Here is a 19,548-nt window from a genome sequence, read left to right as displayed (position 1 = left end):
TCACCGGCGGCCGGCCGTCGCGCGCGTCGAAGCGTCCCGGTCGAACAGCGGCGCGCCGAGCGTCCGCTCCAGCATCCGGACCTGTTTGCTGAGCGCGGGCTGCGACACGGAGAGGCGCTCGGCGGCGGGCGTGATGTGACGTTCCTCCGCCACGGCGACGAAGTAGCAGAGATCCCAGCGGTGCACGTCCATGCCCAATGGCTATCACGGAGGGTCTTGGACGTGCGAGGGAGCCCGGCAGCAGGGTTGTGGTCACGGGCCCCATCGAGGAGGAGAGCGACATGAGCAGGGTATGGCTGATCACCGCCGCTTCGGCCGCGCGATCACCGAAGCGGCGGTGGCGGCCGGCGACACCGTAGTCGCGACGGCGCGTCGCATCGGGACGCTGGACGAACTCGTCGCCCGGTACCCCGACCAGGTCGAGGCCGTCCGGCTGGACGTGACCGACACGGCACGGATCGACACGGTGGTGGCGGACGTCGCCGCCCGGCACGGCCGGATCGACGTCCTCGTCAACAACGCGGGCCGGACGCGTGTCGGCGCCCTGGAGGAGACGACGGACGCGGAGTTGCGGTCGCTCTTCGAAGTGCACGTCTTCGGGCCGGCGGCGCTGACCCGCGCCGTACTCCCCCATATGCGGGCCCGTCACTCGGGCGCGATCGTGCAACTCAGCAGCATGGGCGGCCAGATGTCCTTCGCGGGGTTCGCGGCCTACAGCGCGACCAAGTTCGCACTGGAGGGCATGTCCGAGGCACTTGCCGACGAGGTCGCGCCGCTCGGTATCAAGGTGCTTGTCGTGGAGCCGGGCGCGTTCCGTACGGGGCTGTTCGGTGGCAAGAGCATGAGCGCGGAGATCGCGGCGTGGGAGGCGGTCGCTCGGGACACGGCGCTCGCCGACTGAGTCCGCCAGGGCTGGAGTTGGGGATCCCGCGGTGGGATCGCCGGTCACAGGACCGCCGTGTCGATCCAGCGGATCGACGCCGCTCGATCCGGCGCTCGCCGTCCCGAATTATCACTGCGCTGTTATATTAGCGCTGTGACATCTTCCGCCGACCCCACCGCGCTGCCCGACCCCTGGCAGCCGCTGCACACCCTGCTCGCCGCCGTGGACGCCGAGATCGAGCAGGTCTACGTGGCCCGTGGCATCGAAGGCGTACGGCCGAGGTTCGCCTATCCCCTGATCCGGCTCGCGCACAGCGGGCCGCTCACCATCCGGGAACTCGCGGAGTCCCTGGACCGCTCGCACTCCGCCATCAGCCAGACCCTGACCGCCATGCGCAAGGAGGGCCTGGTCACCTCCGAGCCGGGGCCCGACGCCCGTACCCGGCGGATCGATCTGACCGAGCGCGGCCGGTCGCTCGTGCCGTTCCTGGAGGCCGAGTGGCGTGCCACCCATGCGACGGTCGCCGAGTTGGACGCCGAGATCCCCCACGCGCTGACCACCGTGGTCGCGGAGCTACGCCGGGCCCTCGACCGCCGGTCGATGCGGCAGCGGATCCTCGACCATCTCGTCGAGCCGAAGTGAAGGGGCGCGGCCGGTTCGTCGACACCCGCCCGCTGCGCGGCAGTCGGCCGTTCCGGGACCTGTGGATCGGCTCCGCCGCCTCCCAACTCGGCAGCCAGATAGCCACGGTGGCAGTGCTGGCCCAGGTCTGGGAGCTGACCGGCAGCCCGGTGGGCACCGGTGCCATCGGGCTCGTCTCCGGGCTGGCGACGCTGCTGTTCGGGCTGCTCGGCGGCACGTTGGCGGACACGCTCGACCGCCGTACGGTCGTACGGGCCGCAACCGGCGGCCAACTGCTGGCCGCCGCAGGGCTGTTCGCCCAGGCCCTCGCGGACAACCGGAACGTCCTGCTTCTGCTCGCGCTGGTCGCCGCGGGCACCGCCTGCGGCGCGCTCGGCGCGCCCGCCCGGCGTACGTTCCCGGTGCGGCTGCTGCCCGCCGACCAGGTCGCGGCCGGGCTGGCGCTGGCCAACATCTCCTTCCAGGCCGCGATGCTGACCGGGCCCGCGCTGGCCGGGCTGATCATCGCCGGCTGGGACCTCCCCGCCGCCTACGCCGCGCAGGCCGTGGCCGTCGCGATCTCGGCGCTCGCCCTGATCCGCCTGCCGCCCATGCGCCCCGAGGGCCCCGCCACGGCGCGCGGCAGGCGCAAGCCGCAGCGCGGTGGCTGGGCGATCGTCCTGCGCCGCCCGACGCTCTGGGGGGTGATGGCCACCGACCTGTCCGCGACGCTGCTCGCCATGCCGATCGCGCTCTTCCCCCTGGTCAACGAGGCCCGCTTCGGCGGCGATCCACGGACTCTGGGGCTGTTCCTCTCGGCCGTCGCGGTCGGCGGGATCACGGCCGGCCTGCTGTCCGGCACGGTGACGCGCCGCCGCGGCGCCGGCCGCGTCCAACTGATCGCGGCCGGCGTCTGGGGCCTGGCACTGGCCGGCTTCGGCCTGGCCGGGCCGTTGTGGCTGGCGCTCGGCTGTCTGGCCATGGCCGGGGCCGCCGACACGGTGTCCGTGGTCACCCGTAGCGCGCTGGTGCAGTTGGAGACCCCGGACGCGTACCGGGGGCGGGTCTCCTCGGTGGAACACGTCATCGGCGTCGCGGGCCCGGAACTCGGCAACTTCCGCGGCGGTCTGGTCGCGTCAGCCACCTCCGCTCCCTTCGCCCTGGTGGCGGGCGGCCTGTCCGCCACGCTGGCGATCGCCGTCGTGGCCGCCATGAACGCCCCCCTCCGCGCCTACCGCACCCCGGCCCCCGCGCCGCCCGCCACAGAACCGCAGCCGAGCAGCACTGAATCCGCCGCTGCGCAGGCGTGAGGCCCGGCCGTGGAAGGCGCTACCGGCCGCCGCTCACCGTGTCCCCCGAGGTCACGGCGGCCAGGCTGCCGCTGCGCGTGAGTTTGGCGTACCAGTGCGCGCTGGCCTTGGGGATGCGCCGCTGGGTCGGGTAGTCGACGTACACCGCGCCGAAGCGCCTGCCGTAGCCGTGGCCCCACTCGTAGTTGTCGAGCAGCGACCACAGGAAGTAGCCCCGCACGTCGGCTCCCGACTCGATGGCCCTGTGTACGGCGGTGAGATGGTCCCGCAGATAGTCGATCCGCTCCGGGTCGTGGACCTCGCCGTCGGGGTCGGCGTAGTCGTCGAACGCCGCGCCGTTCTCGGTGATCATCACCGGCAGCTCCGGGTGGTCCTCCCGCACCCGCATCAACAGCTCGTACAGGCCCTTCGGGTCGATCGTCCACCCCATGGCGGTCCGCGGGCCGGGCGTCTGGTGGAAAGCGACCTCGTCGGCGGCGGGCCAGGGGCTGTGGTCGCTCACGCCGTGGCCGTCCGACCCGTGGGCGGGCGGTCCCTCGTGGTGGGAGACGAGCGTGGGCGAGTAGTAGTTGACGCCGAGGAAGTCCAGCGGCTGGTTGATGAGCGCCGTGTCGCCGTCCCGGACGAAGGACCAGTCGGTGAGGGACGACGTGTCGGCCACGACGTCCTCGGGGTACGCGCCGTCCAGCATCGGCCCCGTGAAGACGCGGTTGGCGAGCCCGTCGATCCTGCGGGCCGCGTCCGTGTCCGCCGCGCTGTCGGTCAGGGGCCGTACATGGTGGAGGTTGAGCGTGACGGAGAGCCGCGCGTCCGCCGGAAGCCGGTCGCGCAGCGCCCGGACCGCGAGCCCGTGGCCGAGGTTGAGGTGGTGGGCGGCGCGCAGGGCGTCGACGGGGTCGGTACGGCCGGGTGCGTGGACCCCGGAGCCGTAGCCCAGGAACGCGCTGCACCAGGGTTCGTTGAGCGTGGTCCACGTCTTGACGCGGTCGCCGAGCGCGTCGGCGACGAGGGCCGCGTAGTCGGCGAAGTGCTCCGCCGTACGGCGCTCGGGCCAGCCACCCGTCTCCTCCAGATGCTGCGGGAGGTCCCAGTGGTAGAGGGTGACGACCGGTTCGATGCCCTTGGCGAGCAGGTCGTCGGTGAGACGGCGGTAGAAGTCGAGGCCTTCCTGGGAGGCGGGGCCGCTGCCGGTGGGCCGTACGCGCGGCCAGGAGACCGAGAAGCGGTAGGCGCCGACACCGAGGTCGGCCATGAGCGCGGTGTCCTCGCGCCAGCGGTGATAGTGGTCGGCGGCGATGTCGCCGGTGTCGCCGTTGCGGACCTTGCCGGGGGTGCGGGAGTAGACGTCCCAGATGGAGGGGGTGCGGCCGGCTTCCCGTGCGGCGCCCTCGATCTGGTAGGCGGCTGTCGCGGTGCCCCAGAGGAAGTTGGGCGGAAAGACTCGTACGGAGGGGGAGGTGGCCACGAGGGTCCCTTTCAGGAGTTGAACTGGGTTCCGTGTGGGGTGAGTTGCGTTTCGGACGTGCGCGCAGGGGGCCGTGCGGTTCAGCCCTTGACCGCGCCCTGCATGATCCCGCCGACTATCTGGCGGCCGAAGACGATGAACATCGCCAGCAGCGGCAGGGTGCCGAGCAGCGCGCCCGCCATGATCACGGACTGGTCGCGCACATAGCCCGCGCTGAGCTGGGTGAGGGCGACGGGAACCGTGGGGTTGGTCATGTCGAGCGCGATGAACGGCCAGAAGAAGTCGTTCCACGCGTGCACGAACGTGATCATGAAGAGGACGGCCATCGGCGGGCGGGCGATCGGCAGCACGATGCTCCAGAAGATACGGAGCGAGTGCGCCCCGTCCAGGCGCCCCGCCTCGATCAGTTCGTCGGGCAGCGCCTCCCTGAGGTACTGCCGCATGAAGAACACCCCGACGGCGCTGACCAGCGTCGGAAAGATGACCGAAGGAAGCGTCTGCCCCCAGCCCAGCTCGGCCATCATCATGAACAGCGGTACGACTCCGAGCTGCGGCGGCACCATCATCGTCCCGATGACCAGCAGCAGAAGGAGGTTGCGCCCGCGGAAGCGCAGCTTGGCGAAGGCGAAGCCGGCCAGAGTGGCGAAGAAGACCGTCGACAGCGCGATGGCACCGGCCACGATCAGGCTGTTGAGCATCGCCTTGCCCAACGCGGCGTCCTGCCAGGCGATCCCGAGGTTCTTGAGCAGGTTCGGGCCCGGCAGGAAGGGCGGTGGGGTCTGTGAGACACGGGTGTTGTCGGTGGAGGCGGCCACCACCGTCCAGTACAGCGGAAAGAGCGAGACGAGCGCGGCGATGCCGAGCAGGAGGTACGCGAGCGGTCCGGCGTGGTGCGTACGGCCGGCGCCGGGGCGCAGCGCGCGGCGGATGCCGAGGCGGCGGCCGGCGGGTGCGTGCGCGCGGGCCGCGCGGTCGCGTGCGTCCGCCCGGACGGGTGCGGTGTCGAGGGTCATGCGGCTGCTGCTCCCTGGTCAGGACGTGGCGGACGGCGCCGCGTGACGCCCTTGACGACACGCTGGAGGACGAAGACGAGGACCAGGATCAGGAACATCGCCCAGGCGACCGTCGCGGCCCGGCCCATCTGGTAGTTCTTCCAGCCCTCTTCGTAGAGGAGCAGTCCCAGCGTCTGGTACTGGTTGTCGGCGCCCCCGCTGATGCCGTTCGGCCCCTGCCCGAAGATCAGTGGCTCACCGAAGAGTTGGGTCGCGCCGATCGTGGACAGCACGATGGTGAAGACGATCGTGGCGCTGATGCCGGGGACGGTGACCTGGCGGAACTGCTGCCAGCGTGAGGCGCCGTCGATGGCCGCGGCCTCGTACAGGTCCCTGGGTATCGCCTGCATCGCCGCCAGGTAGAGCAGCGCGTTGTAGCCGGTCCAGCGCCAGATGACGATGGCGGAGATGGCGAGCTGGGCGGGCCATTTCTGGTTCTCCCAGTCGACGTTCTCGATCCCGAAGAAGCCCAGCCCCCAGTTGATCATGCCGAAGTCACGCTCGAAGAGCATGGTGAAGACGAGCGCGGCGGCGGCGATGGAGGTGGCGTACGGGGTGAGTACGGCGACCCGGAAGAACGTCGAGCCACGAAGCCGGTAGTTGAGGAGATGGGCGAGGCCCAGCGCCATCAGGAGCTGTGGGACGGTGGAGATGACGCCGATGGTGAAGGTGTTGGTCAGCGCGTTCCAGAACCGCTCGTCGTCGACGAGTTCGGTGAAGTTGGCGAGCCCGCGCCACTCCATCATGTCCATGGTGGACAGCTCGACGCGGTGCAGCGCGATCCAGAAGGTGTAGATGAGCGGGTAGAGGCCGAAGGCCCCGAAGATGAGGAAGAACGGGGCGATGAAGGCGTACGGCACCGCTCGCACGTCCAGCCGGTGCAGGATGTTGCGCCGCGACTGCCCGTCGGTGCGGGCTGCCGGGGTGGAGGTGGCCACGCGGGCGTCCTTCCTTGATGGGGGTGGGGGCGGTTTCGTGGGGCGGGTCTTGGTGGGGCGGTCTTCGCGGGACAGGTCTTCGAGCGACGCGTCCCGGTGCGCGTGCGTCCCGGCGGCCGGACCGGTCAGGTGAGACCGGCCGCCGGGACCGCTCCGCCGGTCAGCGCGTGGCCTTCTCGATGCGCTCGTCCGTCGTCTTCCACGCCTCGTCGGGGCTTTTGCCCTGCGCCTCGATCAGCTGGAGACCGGCCGAGAACGCGTCCTTGATCGTGCCGTCCTTGCGCCCGAGGACCTGCTCGTCCGGGATCTCCTTCGCCGCGTCGCCGAAGATCTGGCCGATCGGCGCGTCGCTGAAGTACGCGGACTTGCCGTTGGCCACGGCCGGCATGTCCAGCGCGGTCTTCGAGGAGGGGAAGTTGCCGAGCTTCTCGAAGATGTACGCCTGCTGTTCGGGCGCGGTCAGCCAGGCGACGAGGTCGGACGCCTCCTTCTTGACGGGGCTGTTCTCCATCACCCCGAGGAACGTGCCGCCCCAGTTGGCGCCCTTGGGCGCCTTGGCGACGTCCCACTTGCCCTTGTTCGCCGGCCCCGCCTTCTCGCTGATGTGCGCGAGCATCCACGCGGGACAGACCGTCGTGGCGAACGTGCCGTTGGCCAGTCCGGGGTCCCAGCCCGGCTGGAACTGCCGCAGCTTGGCGGTCAGTCCGGATTCCGCGGCGTCGGCGGCCAGCGTCCAGGCGTCCTTGACCACGGGGTTGTCCTGGTAGATGAGCTTGCCGCTCTTGTCGTAGAACTGCTGCTCGTCGCCGTAGATCATCGCGTTGAACAGACCGCTCGAACTGTCCATGAAGGCGAGCTTCTTGTCCTTGGTCCCCTTCTTGAAGTCCCGCCCGACGTCGACGTACTTGGCCCAGTCGCCCGCCCACAGCTTCTCGACCTCGGCGCGCTCGGTCGGCAGACCTGCCTGTTCGAAGAGGTCTTTGCGGTAGCAGACCGCCATCGGGCCGATGTCCGTGCCGAGTCCCAGCAGCTTGCCGTCGTCCGTGGTGACCTGGCTCGACTTCCACGGCAGATAGTGGTCGAGGCCGGGTGTCTTCGACAGGTCGGCGAACTTGCCCGACTGGGTGTCGACCAGCTCCTTGGCCCGGCCTATCTCTATGCCCTGGATGTCCTTGAGGCCGCTGCCCGCCGCCAGGTGCGTCTGGAGCGCCGTGTAGTAGGTCTGTTCGTCGCCGGCCACGTCGGCCTCGATGAGGATGTCGGGATTCTCCTCCATGTACCGGTCGAGGAGCCCCGACTCCTTGAACCCCATGACGCCGAACATCCCCATGGTGACAACGGTCTTGCCGTCCTTCGTCTTCGCCTTGCCCGTGTCACCGCCGCCTCCGCAGCCGGCGACCAGGACGAGCGAGAGACCGGCCGCCACGACGGCGGCGAACGTCGGGAGGGGGTTCCGAAAGCGGGACGGGCGAGCGGAGAACGTGGCTTCGAGGCGATGACGGGCGGTGCCCATGTGCTTCCTCCTTGCGGGGCGCTCGACGGGAGTGGGAGCGCTCCCAATCAGTTGTGGAAGACTCTGCGGAGAACGTCGCACCGTGTCAAGAGTTGAAGACGTTTCCGTTGCCCGGAGATGTCCGGCACCGCGAGGGGCCGAGCGGCGCCTCGCGGGTCAAGTGCCCTGCGCAGGCAGGAAAAGGGCCGCCTTCCGGGGCAGAAGTCAGGAGAAGCGATGAGCAGCCCCAAACACCGAGGTCAGCGGCCAACTCTTGAAGCCGTCGCCGAGCTGGCGGGGGTTGGACGCGGTACGGTCTCGCGGGTCGTCAACGGGGCGCCCGGCGTCAGCGCGAAGGCTCGCGCCGCCGTCGAGACGGCCATTACGCAGCTGAACTACATACCCAACCCGGCGGCGCGCAGCCTCGTCACGAGCCGGACGGACTGCGTCGCGCTGGTGATCCCCGAGTCGGAGAGCCGGCTGGCCTCGGAACCGTACTTCTCCGCCGTGATCCGTGGCGTGAGTACGGAACTGGCCGACACCGAGATGCAGTTGCTGCTCATCCTGGTGCGCGACCGGCGCGAACTGGACCGGCTGACCCGCTTCGCCGCGGCGCGCCGGGTGGACGGTGTGCTGCTGGTGTCGATCCACGACGACGACCCGCTGCCGGGCCTGCTCGAAGAGATGCGGATGCCGACCGTCCTGGCGGGCCGGCGCTCACCCGACGAGTCGCTGAGCCATGTGCACTCCGACAACGTCGGGGGTGCGGCGACGGCCGTACGGCACCTGATCGACGCCGGTCGCACCACGATCGCCACGATCACCGGGCCACTCGACATGGATGTCGGCAACAGCAGGCTCCGGGGCTGGCGCGAGGCCCTGAGCGATCGGGGCGCGGCGGCGGACGAACGCCTCGTCGCTGTCGCGGACTTCACCGAGGAGGGCGGGCGTACGGCGATGTGCGACCTGCTCGACCGCTCCCCCGGCATCGACGCCGTCTTCGCCGCGTCGGACGTCATGGCGGCGGGGGCGCTGGCCGAACTGCGCGAGCGGGGGCGGCGGGTGCCGGACGACGTGGCGTTGATCGGCTTCGACGACTCGGCCATCGCCCGGCATACGACACCGGCGCTGACCAGCGTGCGACAGCCCATCGAGGCGATCGGGCGCTCGATCACGAGGCTGCTCCTGGAGGAGATCGCCGAGCCCGCCACGGCTCACCGGCAGCTGGTGCTGCCGACGACGCTGGTCGTGCGGGATTCGGCGTGACGGCCGTCGGCACCGGGATCCGGGGCGGTGGTGAACCGCCGGGCGGTACGGTCGCCGTGACCGCGCCCCGGCGGGCGGGAGCCGGCGGTAGTCGGAGCCGTAAAAGATCCGGGGCGCCGGGCCGCCCGGAAAACCCGGTTGCCGCTCGTCCGCGCCGCTGACAAGGTCTCGGCGATGCCTGCCTACTCCGCGCCCGACAACACACAGCTCGCCTATCACGTATTCGGCGACGGCCCTCCGCTGGTCTGCCTGCCCGGCGGCCCCATGCAGTCCGCCGACTACCTCGGCGAGTTGGGCGGACTCTCGGCGCACCGGCGCCTGATCATGCTGGATCCCCGTGGCACCGGCGGGTCCGCCGTGCCGGAGGACCCGGCCTCGTACCGGTGCGACCGGCTCGTCGACGACGTCGACGCGCTGCGGGTGCACCTGGGCCTGGAACGGATGGACCTGCTCGGTCACTCCAGCGGTGTGAATCTGGCGGCGCTGTACGTGGCCCGGCACCCGGAACGCGTCGGCAGGCTCGCGCTCATCACGCCGAGCGTCTGGGCGGTCGGTATCCCGATCCCCGGCGAGGTACGGCGCGAGACGGTACGTCCGCGACACGACGAGCCGTGGTTCCCGGCGGCGTACGCGGCGCTGGAGGCGATCACCGAGGGCCGGGCCGACGCGGATGCCTGGCAGGCCATCACGCCGTTCTCCTACGGCCGTTGGGACGAAAAGGCCCAGGCGTACGAGGCCGCCGGGGAGGCGCAGCGCAACGACGACGCCGCGGGCGTCTTCGCCGGGGAAGGTGCCTTCGACCCGGAGGCGACGCGCACGGCGCTCGGCCGGTTCGAGCGGCCGGTGCTGCTGCTGGCGGGCGAGGTCGATCCGGGAGCCCCGCCGGTCGTCGTGGCCGAGTTCGCGGGGCTGTTCCCGGATGCGGAGGTCGTCGTACAGCCGGGCGCCGGGCACTTCCCGTGGCGCGACGACTCCGAACGTTTCGTGGCGGCCATGACGGCGTTCCTGGCCTGACCGGCTGCGGGGCGGGTCACTCCTGGTTGCCGCTCGGCGCGGCGTGCCCGTCCTGTGCGGTGTCCGGGACCAGCACGACCTTTCCCGTCACCGTGCCGGACTCGGCCAGGGTCATCGCCTCGGCGGCCTGTGACAGCGGCAGGCGCGCCGCGACCTGCGGTTTTACCGCACCGTCGGCGAGCAGGGTCAGCACCTCGGTGAGGTCGGCGTCCAGCCGCGCCTGGAAGGCGTCGGCGCGCCGCTTGCCCGCCCAGATGTTGAAGAAGTGCGCGCTCTTGCCGTTGGGCAGCGCGTTCCAGAGCTGAAGCCGGGCGATGAGCTTCAGTACGGGCAGCTTGGACGAACCCTGGGCGTCGCGGGTCGAGGCCGTGCCGTACGAGACGAGTGTGCCGCCGGGCGCGAGGAGCCCGAACGACGCGACGATCCCCTCGCCGCCGATGTGGTCGAAGACCGCGTCCACGCCGTCCGGGGCGATCTTCCGGACCTCGGCGGTGAGGTCGGGAGTGCGGTAGTCGATCGGGATGGCGCCCAGCTCCCGGACTGTCTCCTGGTGCCGGAGCGAGGCCGTCCCGATGACACGGGCGCCGGCGCGGCGGGCCAGCTGGACGAGGGTGGATCCGACGCCGCCGTTCGCGCCGAGTACGAGCACGGTCTGGCCCGACTTCACCCGGGCGATCCGGTGCAGCATCCGCATCGCGGTGATGCCGTTCACCACCAGGGTCTCGGCCTGGCCCGCGTCGACCCCGGCGGGCACCTCGACCAGTTCGGCCGCCGGTACGAGCAGGTGACTGGCCCAGCCGCCGGTCTTGGTCAGCACGGCGAACCGGCGCCCGACGAGCGCCGTGTCCCCACCGGCTCCGACCGCCGCGACGGTGCCGACGACGTCGTATCCGGGGGTGAAGGGGTACGGCGGCTGGTCGTAGTACTTCCCGCGCCGCATCTGCTGCTCGGCGAAGGAGACACCGGACGCCTCCATCACCAGGAGGACCTGCTCGGGCCCCGGCACGGGCACGGGCCGCTGTCGCACCTGAAGCCCGGCGGGTTCGACGATGCCGGGCAGGACGACCTCGGTCATCAGCGCGCGGTCACTGGCCTGTCGCGGATCGTTCATGACACTCAGCCCTTCGATGTTCCTCTTGCTTGAGTTAGAAGCTATAACTTGAGTGTTATCCCATTGCGCATCGATGTCAAGCGGAGTCGGGAGAGGCGGGGCGGGAGAGGCGAGGCCGGGCCCGGAGTTGGCACGGGGCGCCCGCGCGGTTCACGGGACATGCGGTATCTGCCCGCCCAGTTGCACTGGACGGGCTTCCCGGCCGAACTACACATCTGAGGCAGCGTCACATAGCGACGCCGACCTGCTTCAGCACATCGTCCGCCAACTCCGCCGTCGGCCGCTCGCCGTCCAGGAGGACCGTTCCGTCGGGCATGGTGTCCGCCGCCGTCACGCAGCGCGCGATCCTCTCCTTGACCCACCGGAGGGCGGCCGGGTTGTGGTCCGGATGGCCCGGCGCGGCACCTCGGGATTCGACGCGGCGCTCCAGTTCGGGCGCCGGGACCTTGAGGAAGAAGTGGTGTACAGGGACCTCGGCCGCCGCGAGCGCGCCGAAGACCTCGCTCACATAGAGGGGGTCGACCAGCGTCATCGGCACCAGGATCGGACGCTCGTACTCCTCCAGCAGCCCCAGCGCCAGCGAGACCAACTGGCGTCGCCACAGGCGCAGATCCTGGAAGTCGCCGGTCGGGACGTCCACGATGTCGCGCAGGACGAGGCCGACCTGCTCGGGGTCGTAGACCAGCGCGTCCGGCCGGCGGCTGTGCAGTTCGGCGACCAGTGTCGTCTTGCCCGCACCGAAGGAGCCGTTCACCCAGACGATCATGTTGCTGTCTCCTCTTCGGTTGCCGTGATCCGCTCGAACACGGACGTGTAGACGGACCGTCTGTCGGGCCGCGCGTGGTCGGCCGCGTGGCGGAGCGCGGGGACCGCCGCCCGGCCCATATGCAGCAGGCCGTCCGCCGCCGCGCCGCGTACCGCCTGGTGGGAGTGGTCGAGCAGGGCGACGATCGCGGGGACGGCCGGCTCCCAGCCCGCGTGGCTGAGGGTGCGGACCGCCGAACGGACCACGTCCGGCTGCGGATCGCTCAGCAGGGTGGACGTGTGGTGCAGGTAGGTCGCCCGGTCGAACAGCGCTCGGGAGGTCCGGTGGGCGTGGAGCCGGACACGGGGTCGGGGATGGTGCAGCAACTCACCTATCAGCGAACGAAGTTCGGGGTCGGCGACGGGCCCCTTCGCGCCGGACCGTTCTTCGGTGAGACGGGTGAGTGCCCGGCGGATCCGGTCGGGGCCGCCGGTGCGGGCCAGGTCCAGAAGCTCCTGGCGGGACGGGCCGGCAGGCTCCCCAGCTCGCTCCGTCAACCGCGACCGCGCGGTCGTGTGTTGACGTTCGGCGGCCGGGTCACGCAGCGGGCCGTCGACCAGGAGAAGGCTGCCGGGGACGCGGTCACGGCCCTCGGCACGCAGCCGGCGGCAGATCTCCGTGAGCGCGGGGGTGCGGAGCAGCGTACGGCCGGCGAGCAGGTCGAGGAATCCCCACGCGCCCGCCGCCACGCGGTCCCCGAGGATCGCGGCGAGCGTGTCGGCCGGGACAGCGTCCAGGACGGGCCGTACGGCGTCCGGAGCCTGCTGCCACCGCTCCAGGAGCAGCGGTACGAGCGGTTCCAGGGCCCCCGGGTCGAGCCGTACGGCCACCCGGGCGAGCCGGTCGTACCGGATCTCACCGTCGCGCAGGTCGTTCTCGTCCGGCGCGGTGAGCGCACCGGCCGGGAAGCGCACATCGACCCGGCCGCGCAGGTAGGCGCGCAGGACCGCCGAACGGACGTCGGGATCGGGCCACTTGAGCAGCGCGAGGGCGGCGGTGCGACGCCGGTCCGGGTCGGGTGCGTCGAGCATGGCCAGCAGACGCGTGCGCAGGGCCGCCGAACGTGGCTGGTCCAGGTCGTCCGCGCGTACCGTCCGGTTCGGTGTCCGCGCGGCTCCCGCGTCGGCGAGCGTCCAGGGCGGTGCGTCCAGCGGCTGGAGTGCCGTCATCCGGTCGAGGAGAGCGGACCGGGTCACGGGGCCGCCGGCCAGGTACGCGTCGGCCAACGCGGCAAGCTCCGCACGGGAGTTGGGGGTGGAGGGAGCGGCGTCCTGGAGTCCGAACGCCTCGCGCAGTACAGCCCCCTCGGAGCCCACCGTGGCCGCCGCCGCGAGCGCCTGCTCCAGATCGGCACGCACCAGCACGGCACCGCAGCCCCGCAGCAGTCCCAGCGTCGGAGCGGGTGCGGTGCCGGGCAGCGCGCGTACGGCGGCGGCGACGGCCCGCCTGTCCATCGTCGGCAGCGTGGGTGCCAGCTGTACGAGCACAGCGACGACGTCTCGCACGCCGTCACCCGAAGTCCCCTTGCCCGTAAGGAACATGAGCAGAACCCGGATGTGCCGCGAGTAGGTTCTCTTCTCGTCGTCGGACAGTCGGGTCGAGCGGATTCCGACCGCCACCCGCACCAGCCCCGCCGCGGTGTCGGACATCGTGTCCGGCATGGAGTCGGCAAGCGCGAGCCAGTCCGCGAGCGTCTTCCGGAGCCCGGACAGCGAGTGGCGCGGGGGCAGTTCGCGGCGTCCGGCGATCCGCAGCGCGATCGCCTGCTGCCAGCCGCCGGTCTTCAGCGCGTCGATGTCGGCGAGCGCCGCCTCCCTGGCCTGCGGTCGCCGCGCGAGGCACGCGCCCAGCAGCTCGCGAGCGCGTGGCTCCTCCGTGCGGTCGAGGGCCGCGCGCACCGTCGCCTCGTACGCGGTACCGAGGATGGTGCGCAGCGCCTCGACGAGTGCGGCCCTGAGCCCTGGATTGTCCTGTCGGCCGAGCCAGTTGAGGAGCTGGGGTACGGCGGCAGCGGTGCCCGCGTGGGCCAGTACTCCGGCCGCGGTCTTCTTGATGTTCATGTTCGGGTGGTCGAGACAGACGGCGATCGCGCCCGCCGCCCAGCTCGCCCGTGCGTGGCCGAGGGCGAGCAGCGCCTGCCGCACGGTCTGGATGTCGCTCGACGTCAGGAGCGTGATGAGGCTCGCCGACAGCGCCTGCGCGTCGTCGCCGTCGGAGTCCCGGGCGAGCAGCGCGATCACATGTTTGCGCACGTGGGGGTCGCGGTGGCGGAGCAGCCGGTGCACGCGCGGGCGGGTGTGCGGATACGGGATCCGGGTCAGGAGTTCGAGGAGGATCACTCGCTCGCCGTCGGTCGGCTCGGGGCGGTCCAGCAGGTCGAGCACCATGGTCGCGGCGAGTGCGTTGCCGGCCGCGTCGGCGTCGGTATCGGCGGCGTCGAGCAGGCAGGACGGCCGTATCCTGCGGCGCGCGTGGAGCCGACGGCCCAGGTCCCGTACGGCTTCGAGGACGTCGCCGGGCACGACGGGCTCGCCGGGGACCGCTGGTCCGTCCGACCACGCGAACGCGGGCCTCGCGGGCCGTTCGGTCAACATCCGCTCCGCCGAGGCCAGTTCGGCGACCAAGTCCCACAGCAGATCGGCGATGACCGGGAGCGTGCCGACGCCGCCGTGGGCGGCCAGTGAACACAGCGCCGCCGCCGGTTCACTCCGGTCCACGCGGGCGCCGAGCAGGGCCAGTTCGGCCTCGTCCGGGCCGCCGAGATCGGCGGCGATCCGCGCGGGCAGGTCGGCGGGGTCGAGGCGGACGAGGAGGGCGCGTCGCTCCCCCGCGTCGTCGGTGAGCTGCCAGAGCAGCTCAAGTGCCCGGTGTCGTACGGCGCGCAGGTACGGCGCGATGACGCCTTCGCCGTCCGCCGCCGCGAGGCCGAGCCCGTCCCGCAACGCCGATACGGTCCGCGGCCCCCCGATGGCCTCCAAGGTGTCGAGAGCGGCGGCGGGCTCCGTCGTCAGCCGTGCCAGTACGGCCTCTTCGGCGGCCGTGTGCCGCAGCGCCCGTAGCGCGTCGAGGAACGGCCGGGGGGACGAAGTCGCCTCCAGCGCACGGGTGATGGCGTCGCCGATGGGGAGTTCACCCGCGTCGCCCGTGCCCTGTCCGGCCAGCGCTACCAACAGGGCCAGCCTGCGCGGCCAAGCCGGATCGTCGGCCGGGGCATCGATGAGCAGCCGGAACATGTCCTTCCGACAGGTGAACAGGATCGTCGCGACGGAGCGCGGCGCGATGGCATGGTCGGCCAGTGCGAGCGCCACGACGGCGAGCACGTCGGGACCGGTCACGAAGTGTCCGCGCCGGTGGAGCCCGCGCAGGCAGGCCACGGCCGGCTCCCCGAAGAGCAGCGGGTCGCGCGCGGCGACGGCCGTCAGCTCGCCGATGTCGTCGCGTGTGGCGAGCGAGCCGAGCACTTCCAGGGTGCGGCGGCGCAGCCGGGGCGGCAGGTCCGGATCATCGACGGCCTGCCGCAGTGCGCCGCCGTGGCCATGGCGGGCGAGAACGGTGAGCGCGGCGTCGGCCACCTCGGGTCGCCGGGCCGCTTCGGCGGCGGTCAGCAGGGCGGCGGGGCGGCCCGGCGGCAGGGGTTCCAACGTCGCCCAGGGCTCGGCGAGTTCGCCCAGCGCGGCGGCGACGGTCTCCGCTCCGGCGTTGCCCCCGGCGTCGAGATCGAGCAGCAGCAACAGATGGGCGCGGACGAACGCGACCGCCAGGACTCCGGCGTGCAGCCCTTCTCGGGCCAGCCTCAACGACTCGCCCAGCAGCACCTGATCACCGCTGTCCGCCAGCTCCGCCACCAGTTGGCCGGGTCGGGACGCGGCCGCGATGCCCGTCTCCCGTACGGCCTGGTAGAGCGGTTCGCCCATGGTTTCCCGGCGGACGGTCGTCGGGTCGTTGGCGATCTCCGCGCGCAGCCAGGCGATCCGTACGCGTACCGGGAGTCCGGCCGTACGCCAGGCCGGAACGTGCCCGGCGACGGCGTACGGCTTCGGCACATGCGGTCCGAGCCGCGCGTACAACTCGGCCAGGACGAGCGCGTCCTCCGCCGACCAGTCCCCGGTTTCCGCCCCTGCGGCCCACAGCGCCGCGGGCAACAGGCCGCCGAGTTCGGCCGGTTCGCCGAGAGCCGCCCGCTCGCCGAGGAGGTCCAGCCCCAACGACCGTACGCGCGGCTCCCCGTGCCGGAGGAGCCGCGCGAAGACGTCGGGCGGGCAGACCGTGGGGTCCAGCAGTCCGGACAGCCGCCGGACATCGGCACGCCGGAGCGCGTTGTCGACTTCTTGGTCCACCGGCGTCATCGCGGTCGATACTAGGGCGCCTCGGGCCCGACCAGCGAGCTTCGACCGCCGACGGTGTGGGGGCGGGGCCCGCGCCCCGCCCCCGTCACCGCGTCGCTGAGCCGTCCCGCGCGACCAGTTCCCAGCCCTGGTCGTCGTCCGTGCGGACGGCGTCCATCAGTTGGACCACGGCGTCACGGTTGAGGGGCCCCCGGAGCCGGGCCATCCGGAATCCGGGCTGGTCGGCCATGGGTGAGTGGGCGGGCGGGGGCACCCAGTCGACCGGGACGTCGACCCTGGCCTCGTCGATGACCAGGACGAGGCCGGCCGTCTCCTGGTGGAAGCGGGCAACGGCCTTCAGGACCGCGGCCTCGGTCGGTGAGCAGTGGACGGAGCCGTCGCTCGCCAAGGAGGGCGGCGCGTAGGGCCGATCCGGATCGGCCAGCCAGTTGTCCAGTACCGCGAAGTGATAGAGCATGAGCCGGTTATAGCCGCTCAGGACGGGGTCGGCCGCGTCCACACCGGTGCACTCACCGGATCGGCCCATACGCGCCGGATGGGCGGGCGGAGAGCGTTCGAGCCGTTCGGGGCAGGCGCTAGGCCTCGGCCGCCAGGCCTTCCACCGTGCCGGTCAGCGCCTTCCACGCCTGGTCGGTGTCCGGGGTGCGGACGTGCGGAGCTCGGAACAGGCCGAGGAATTCGGCGACGTCGTTCAGGGCCCAGCGCAGCCGGTAGAGCGCCAGGGCCGACGGATCCGGCTGCCGCCCGGTGGCCCCCTCGTACCGTGCGAGGTCGTCCGGGCCCCCCGCGACCAGCCAGAGATCCCGCTCGGGGACCGCGAGGCCCACGGTGTCCCAGTCGAGCAGCAGCCGCCGCTCCCCCGCCCGCAGCAGATTGCCGGGGTGCGGCTCGCCGTGTGTGACGACGAGGTGCGCGTCGCTGTCCCTCAACTCCGCTGCACGGAGGTCGAATTCGTCGAGTCGGCCACGCAGGGCGACCACGTGGTCCGCGACCAACTGCCTCGCGGGGTCGGCATACGGTCCGATGCCGTCCCAGGGGCTGCCCGTCTCCCGTAGCGCCGCTTCGAGTTGGGGGCGGGTGGCGAACTCGGGTGGCAGTACGCGGGCCGAGACCGGCGGAGGTGTCCGGTGGAGCCTGGCGAGCAGGTCCAGGACCAGGCCACGCTCGTGCGCGGTGCAGGTCTCGCCGAAGTGGCCCGGCGTGCCCTGCACGAGCGGGAAGACGCTGACCGCGTGGCCGGTGCCCAGCGCGCGTACCGTCTCGCCGTCGGCGGTCCGCAGCGGCGCCACGACGAAGTCCAGGCCGTGCGGCTGCGCGTCACGCAGGGCGACGGCGGTGTCCATGGCGTCCCGCAGACCGCGAAGGGCGGCATCCGGCCCGTCCCCGTACCAGCTCTTGTGCGCCAGATCGGCCACGGTCACGAACCACCGGCGCTCGTGCGTGTCGGTGGCGGTCCAGTGGTAGTCGCCGAAGCCGACGGGTGCGTACTCCCAGCTGACGGGATCGATCCCCCACGCGGTCAGGGCGTGTCGCACGGCGGGGTCCTCGATGCCGACGGGTCGATCTTCCATGCCGGTGAAGGTAGTGGCCCGTCGCCGTCGCCCGCACATGGTTAAACGGGTGGAGAGCGCGGGGCGCGACTGATAGTTTGCCGATCATGAGCAGCCCCGAGTCCGACAGACTCCAGCCACCGGTCCCCGGTGGCTGATCCGCTGTCGAGTTGACGCCGTACGGCCTGTGGGTCGTGGGGTGAGCGCTCGGTACGGCTGTTGCCGCCGGTCCACCGTGTTGTGGGCCGCCCTCGCTTTCAGGGCCTTCTGATCCGTCCATCCGTCTGTCCGTGAACTCACCGGACACGCCTCACGGTTGGCGGATCTCCGCCGCAGTCGCCGTACTTCCCTGACGGGCTGTCAGGCCGTGCGTACGGGCGCGGCCCACTCCCCCTCACGCACGCCAATCCCACTGACCGTCAACTTCCTTAGCTCCTCCTGGGGTTCCTTCATGCCATTCGCTGTCTACGTGCTCGGGCTCGCCGTCTTCGCCCAGGGCACCTCCGAGTTCATGCTGTCCGGGCTCGTCTCGGGCATCGCCGAGGACCTGCACGTGTCCATCCCCGACGCGGGTCTGCTGACCTCGGCGTTCGCCGTGGGGATGGTGATCGGCGCGCCGTTGATGGCGCTGTTCAGCCGTAAGTGGCCGCGTCGCCGGGCGCTGTTGATCTTCCTGTCCGTCTTCGTCGCCGCGCACATCGTGGGCGCCCTCACACCCGGCTACGAGGTACTGCTCGCGACCCGGATCGTCGGCGCGCTGGCCAACGCGGGCTTCTGGGCGGTCGCCCTGGTCGCCGCTCTCGCGATGGTCGAGCCGGCGGCTCGGGCGCGCGCCACGTCGGTCGTGGTCGGCGGTGTCACCGTCGCCTGTGTGGTGGGCGTGCCGGCCGGCGCGCTGCTGGGTGAGCACCTGGGGTGGCGGGCCGCGTTCTGGGCGGTGGCTCTCGTATCACTGCCGGCGCTCGTCGCGATCGTGACGTCGGTCCCGGACGAGCGACCCACTACGCCCGCGACGCCTACCAGCCCCAGCCCCAGCCCTTCGACCGGCACTCTCGCGCCCACCGTGCGCGACGAGTTGCGCTCCCTCACCACCCAGCGCGTGCTGCTCACCCTGCTGACGATGGCGCTCGTCCAGGGCGCGACGTTCTGCGCCTTCTCCTACCTCGAACCGCTGGCCACCCGCGTCACCGGACTCGGCGCCGGATGGGTGCCCGCACTGCTGGCCCTGTTCGGCGTGGGGTCGCTCGTCGGCGTCACCCTCTCCGGCCGCGTCTCCGACGCGCGGCGCGGCACGTTCGTCGTGGCCGGCATGGCGTCCCTGATCCTCGGCTGGACCGCACTGGCCCTGAGCGCGGTGAGTCCGGTGGCCGTGGTCGCACTGGTCTTCGTGCAGGGGATGCTCGCGTTCGGCACCGGTTCGGCGATGATCTCCCAGGTGTTCCAACTGGCTCCCGGCGCACCGACCTTGGCGGGTTCCTTCGCGACGGCCGCCTTCAACATCGGCGCCGCGGCCGGTCCGTGGCTCGGCGGGCTCACCATCGACGCGGGCTTCGGCTTCCGGTCACCGGTGTGGGTGAGCGCGGTGCTCATGGCTGTCGCCCTGGCGATGGCCGGTGTCACCCGCCTTGTCACCGCAATTGCCCGAACTGATTCACAAAAGCTACAGTTGCAATGAAAAGCTAGAGCCTATAAGCA

Annotated in this window: 15 protein-coding genes and 1 pseudogene; 6 read left to right on the top strand and 10 right to left on the bottom strand. The window is 71.6% G+C overall.

The features are described from left to right. Positions 1 to 192 carry a LysR family transcriptional regulator gene (locus ACIBLA_RS16465; RefSeq protein ID WP_399198983.1) on the bottom strand — a complete coding sequence of 64 codons (192 nt, stop codon included), beginning with the start codon at positions 190 to 192 and terminating at the stop codon, positions 1 to 3. Positions 193 to 281: 89 nt separating this feature from the next. Between ACIBLA_RS16465 and ACIBLA_RS16460 the strand changes: the two are divergent. The 3 genes and pseudogenes from ACIBLA_RS16460 to ACIBLA_RS16450 all read left to right on the top strand — a co-directional run. Continuing rightward, a pseudogene (locus tag ACIBLA_RS16460) lies at positions 282 to 829 on the top strand (SDR family NAD(P)-dependent oxidoreductase); the annotation flags it as partial. A 207-nt stretch (positions 830 to 1,036) separates the two neighbouring features. After that, on the top strand, positions 1,037 to 1,525 hold the full coding sequence (locus tag ACIBLA_RS16455; protein WP_363246264.1) for a MarR family transcriptional regulator: 489 nt from the start codon (positions 1,037 to 1,039) through the stop codon (positions 1,523 to 1,525). Then, positions 1,522 to 2,814, top strand: a complete 1,293-nt coding sequence (locus ACIBLA_RS16450; protein ID WP_399198982.1) for an MFS transporter — start codon at positions 1,522 to 1,524, stop codon at positions 2,812 to 2,814. Before ACIBLA_RS16455 ends, ACIBLA_RS16450 begins: the two co-directional genes overlap by 4 nt. A gap of 19 nt (positions 2,815 to 2,833) precedes the next feature. Here ACIBLA_RS16450 and ACIBLA_RS16445 read toward each other — a convergent pair whose 3' ends face one another. The 4 genes from ACIBLA_RS16445 to ACIBLA_RS16430 all read right to left on the bottom strand — a co-directional run bounded on the left by ACIBLA_RS16445 (position 2,834) and on the right by ACIBLA_RS16430 (position 7,782). Beyond that, a complete protein-coding gene (locus tag ACIBLA_RS16445) occupies positions 2,834 to 4,279 on the bottom strand; it encodes a GH1 family beta-glucosidase (protein ID WP_399198981.1) in 1,446 nt (481 codons plus the stop codon). Between the two features lie 80 nt (positions 4,280 to 4,359). Further along, complete coding sequence (locus ACIBLA_RS16440; protein ID WP_363246261.1) at positions 4,360 to 5,292, bottom strand: carbohydrate ABC transporter permease; 933 nt, start codon at positions 5,290 to 5,292, stop codon at positions 4,360 to 4,362. Next, entirely contained in the window at positions 5,289 to 6,269 is a 981-nt protein-coding gene (locus ACIBLA_RS16435) for a sugar ABC transporter permease (protein WP_363246260.1), read from the bottom strand. The genes ACIBLA_RS16440 and ACIBLA_RS16435 overlap by 4 nt, the downstream gene beginning before the upstream one ends. Positions 6,270 to 6,429: 160 nt before the next feature. After that, positions 6,430 to 7,782 (bottom strand): extracellular solute-binding protein, encoded by a 1,353-nt coding sequence (locus ACIBLA_RS16430; RefSeq protein WP_399198980.1) that lies wholly within the window; start codon positions 7,780 to 7,782, stop codon positions 6,430 to 6,432. Between the two features lie 216 nt (positions 7,783 to 7,998). Here ACIBLA_RS16430 and ACIBLA_RS16425 point away from each other — a divergent pair, with 216 nt between their 5' ends. Both ACIBLA_RS16425 and ACIBLA_RS16420 read left to right on the top strand, forming a co-directional pair. Continuing rightward, on the top strand, positions 7,999 to 9,027 hold the full coding sequence (locus ACIBLA_RS16425) for a LacI family DNA-binding transcriptional regulator (RefSeq protein ID WP_363246258.1): 1,029 nt from the start codon (positions 7,999 to 8,001) through the stop codon (positions 9,025 to 9,027). A gap of 174 nt (positions 9,028 to 9,201) precedes the next feature. Further along, a complete protein-coding gene (locus tag ACIBLA_RS16420) occupies positions 9,202 to 10,041 on the top strand; it encodes an alpha/beta fold hydrolase (protein ID WP_399198979.1) in 840 nt (279 codons plus the stop codon). Between the two features lie 16 nt (positions 10,042 to 10,057). On the opposite strand, the gene ACIBLA_RS16415 is transcribed toward ACIBLA_RS16420, so the two are convergent. The 5 genes from ACIBLA_RS16415 to ACIBLA_RS16395 form a co-directional block, all read right to left on the bottom strand. Then, positions 10,058 to 11,152, bottom strand: a complete 1,095-nt coding sequence (locus tag ACIBLA_RS16415) for a medium chain dehydrogenase/reductase family protein (RefSeq protein WP_399198978.1) — start codon at positions 11,150 to 11,152, stop codon at positions 10,058 to 10,060. Between the two features lie 226 nt (positions 11,153 to 11,378). After that, positions 11,379 to 11,918 (bottom strand): AAA family ATPase, encoded by a 540-nt coding sequence (locus tag ACIBLA_RS16410; protein WP_363246255.1) that lies wholly within the window; start codon positions 11,916 to 11,918, stop codon positions 11,379 to 11,381. Further along, on the bottom strand, positions 11,915 to 16,303 hold the full coding sequence (locus ACIBLA_RS16405) for a HEAT repeat domain-containing protein (RefSeq protein ID WP_399198977.1): 4,389 nt from the start codon (positions 16,301 to 16,303) through the stop codon (positions 11,915 to 11,917). Before ACIBLA_RS16405 ends, ACIBLA_RS16410 begins: the two co-directional genes overlap by 4 nt. An 85-nt stretch (positions 16,304 to 16,388) precedes the next feature. Next, positions 16,389 to 16,829 carry a DUF952 domain-containing protein gene (locus ACIBLA_RS16400; RefSeq protein ID WP_363246253.1) on the bottom strand — a complete coding sequence of 147 codons (441 nt, stop codon included), beginning with the start codon at positions 16,827 to 16,829 and terminating at the stop codon, positions 16,389 to 16,391. A gap of 49 nt (positions 16,830 to 16,878) precedes the next feature. Beyond that, complete coding sequence (locus tag ACIBLA_RS16395) at positions 16,879 to 17,874, bottom strand: phosphotransferase (RefSeq protein ID WP_363246252.1); 996 nt, start codon at positions 17,872 to 17,874, stop codon at positions 16,879 to 16,881. Between the two features lie 430 nt (positions 17,875 to 18,304). Between ACIBLA_RS16395 and ACIBLA_RS16390 the strand changes: the two genes are divergently transcribed. After that, positions 18,305 to 19,528, top strand: a complete 1,224-nt coding sequence (locus tag ACIBLA_RS16390; protein ID WP_363246251.1) for a Cmx/CmrA family chloramphenicol efflux MFS transporter — start codon at positions 18,305 to 18,307, stop codon at positions 19,526 to 19,528. Positions 19,529 to 19,548: the final 20 nt, after the last annotated feature.

Source organism: Streptomyces sp. NPDC050433, from assembly GCF_044458565.1.
In the GTDB taxonomy this organism is placed as follows: domain Bacteria; phylum Actinomycetota; class Actinomycetes; order Streptomycetales; family Streptomycetaceae; genus Streptomyces.
This window is presented reverse-complemented; position numbering and strand designations above follow the sequence as displayed.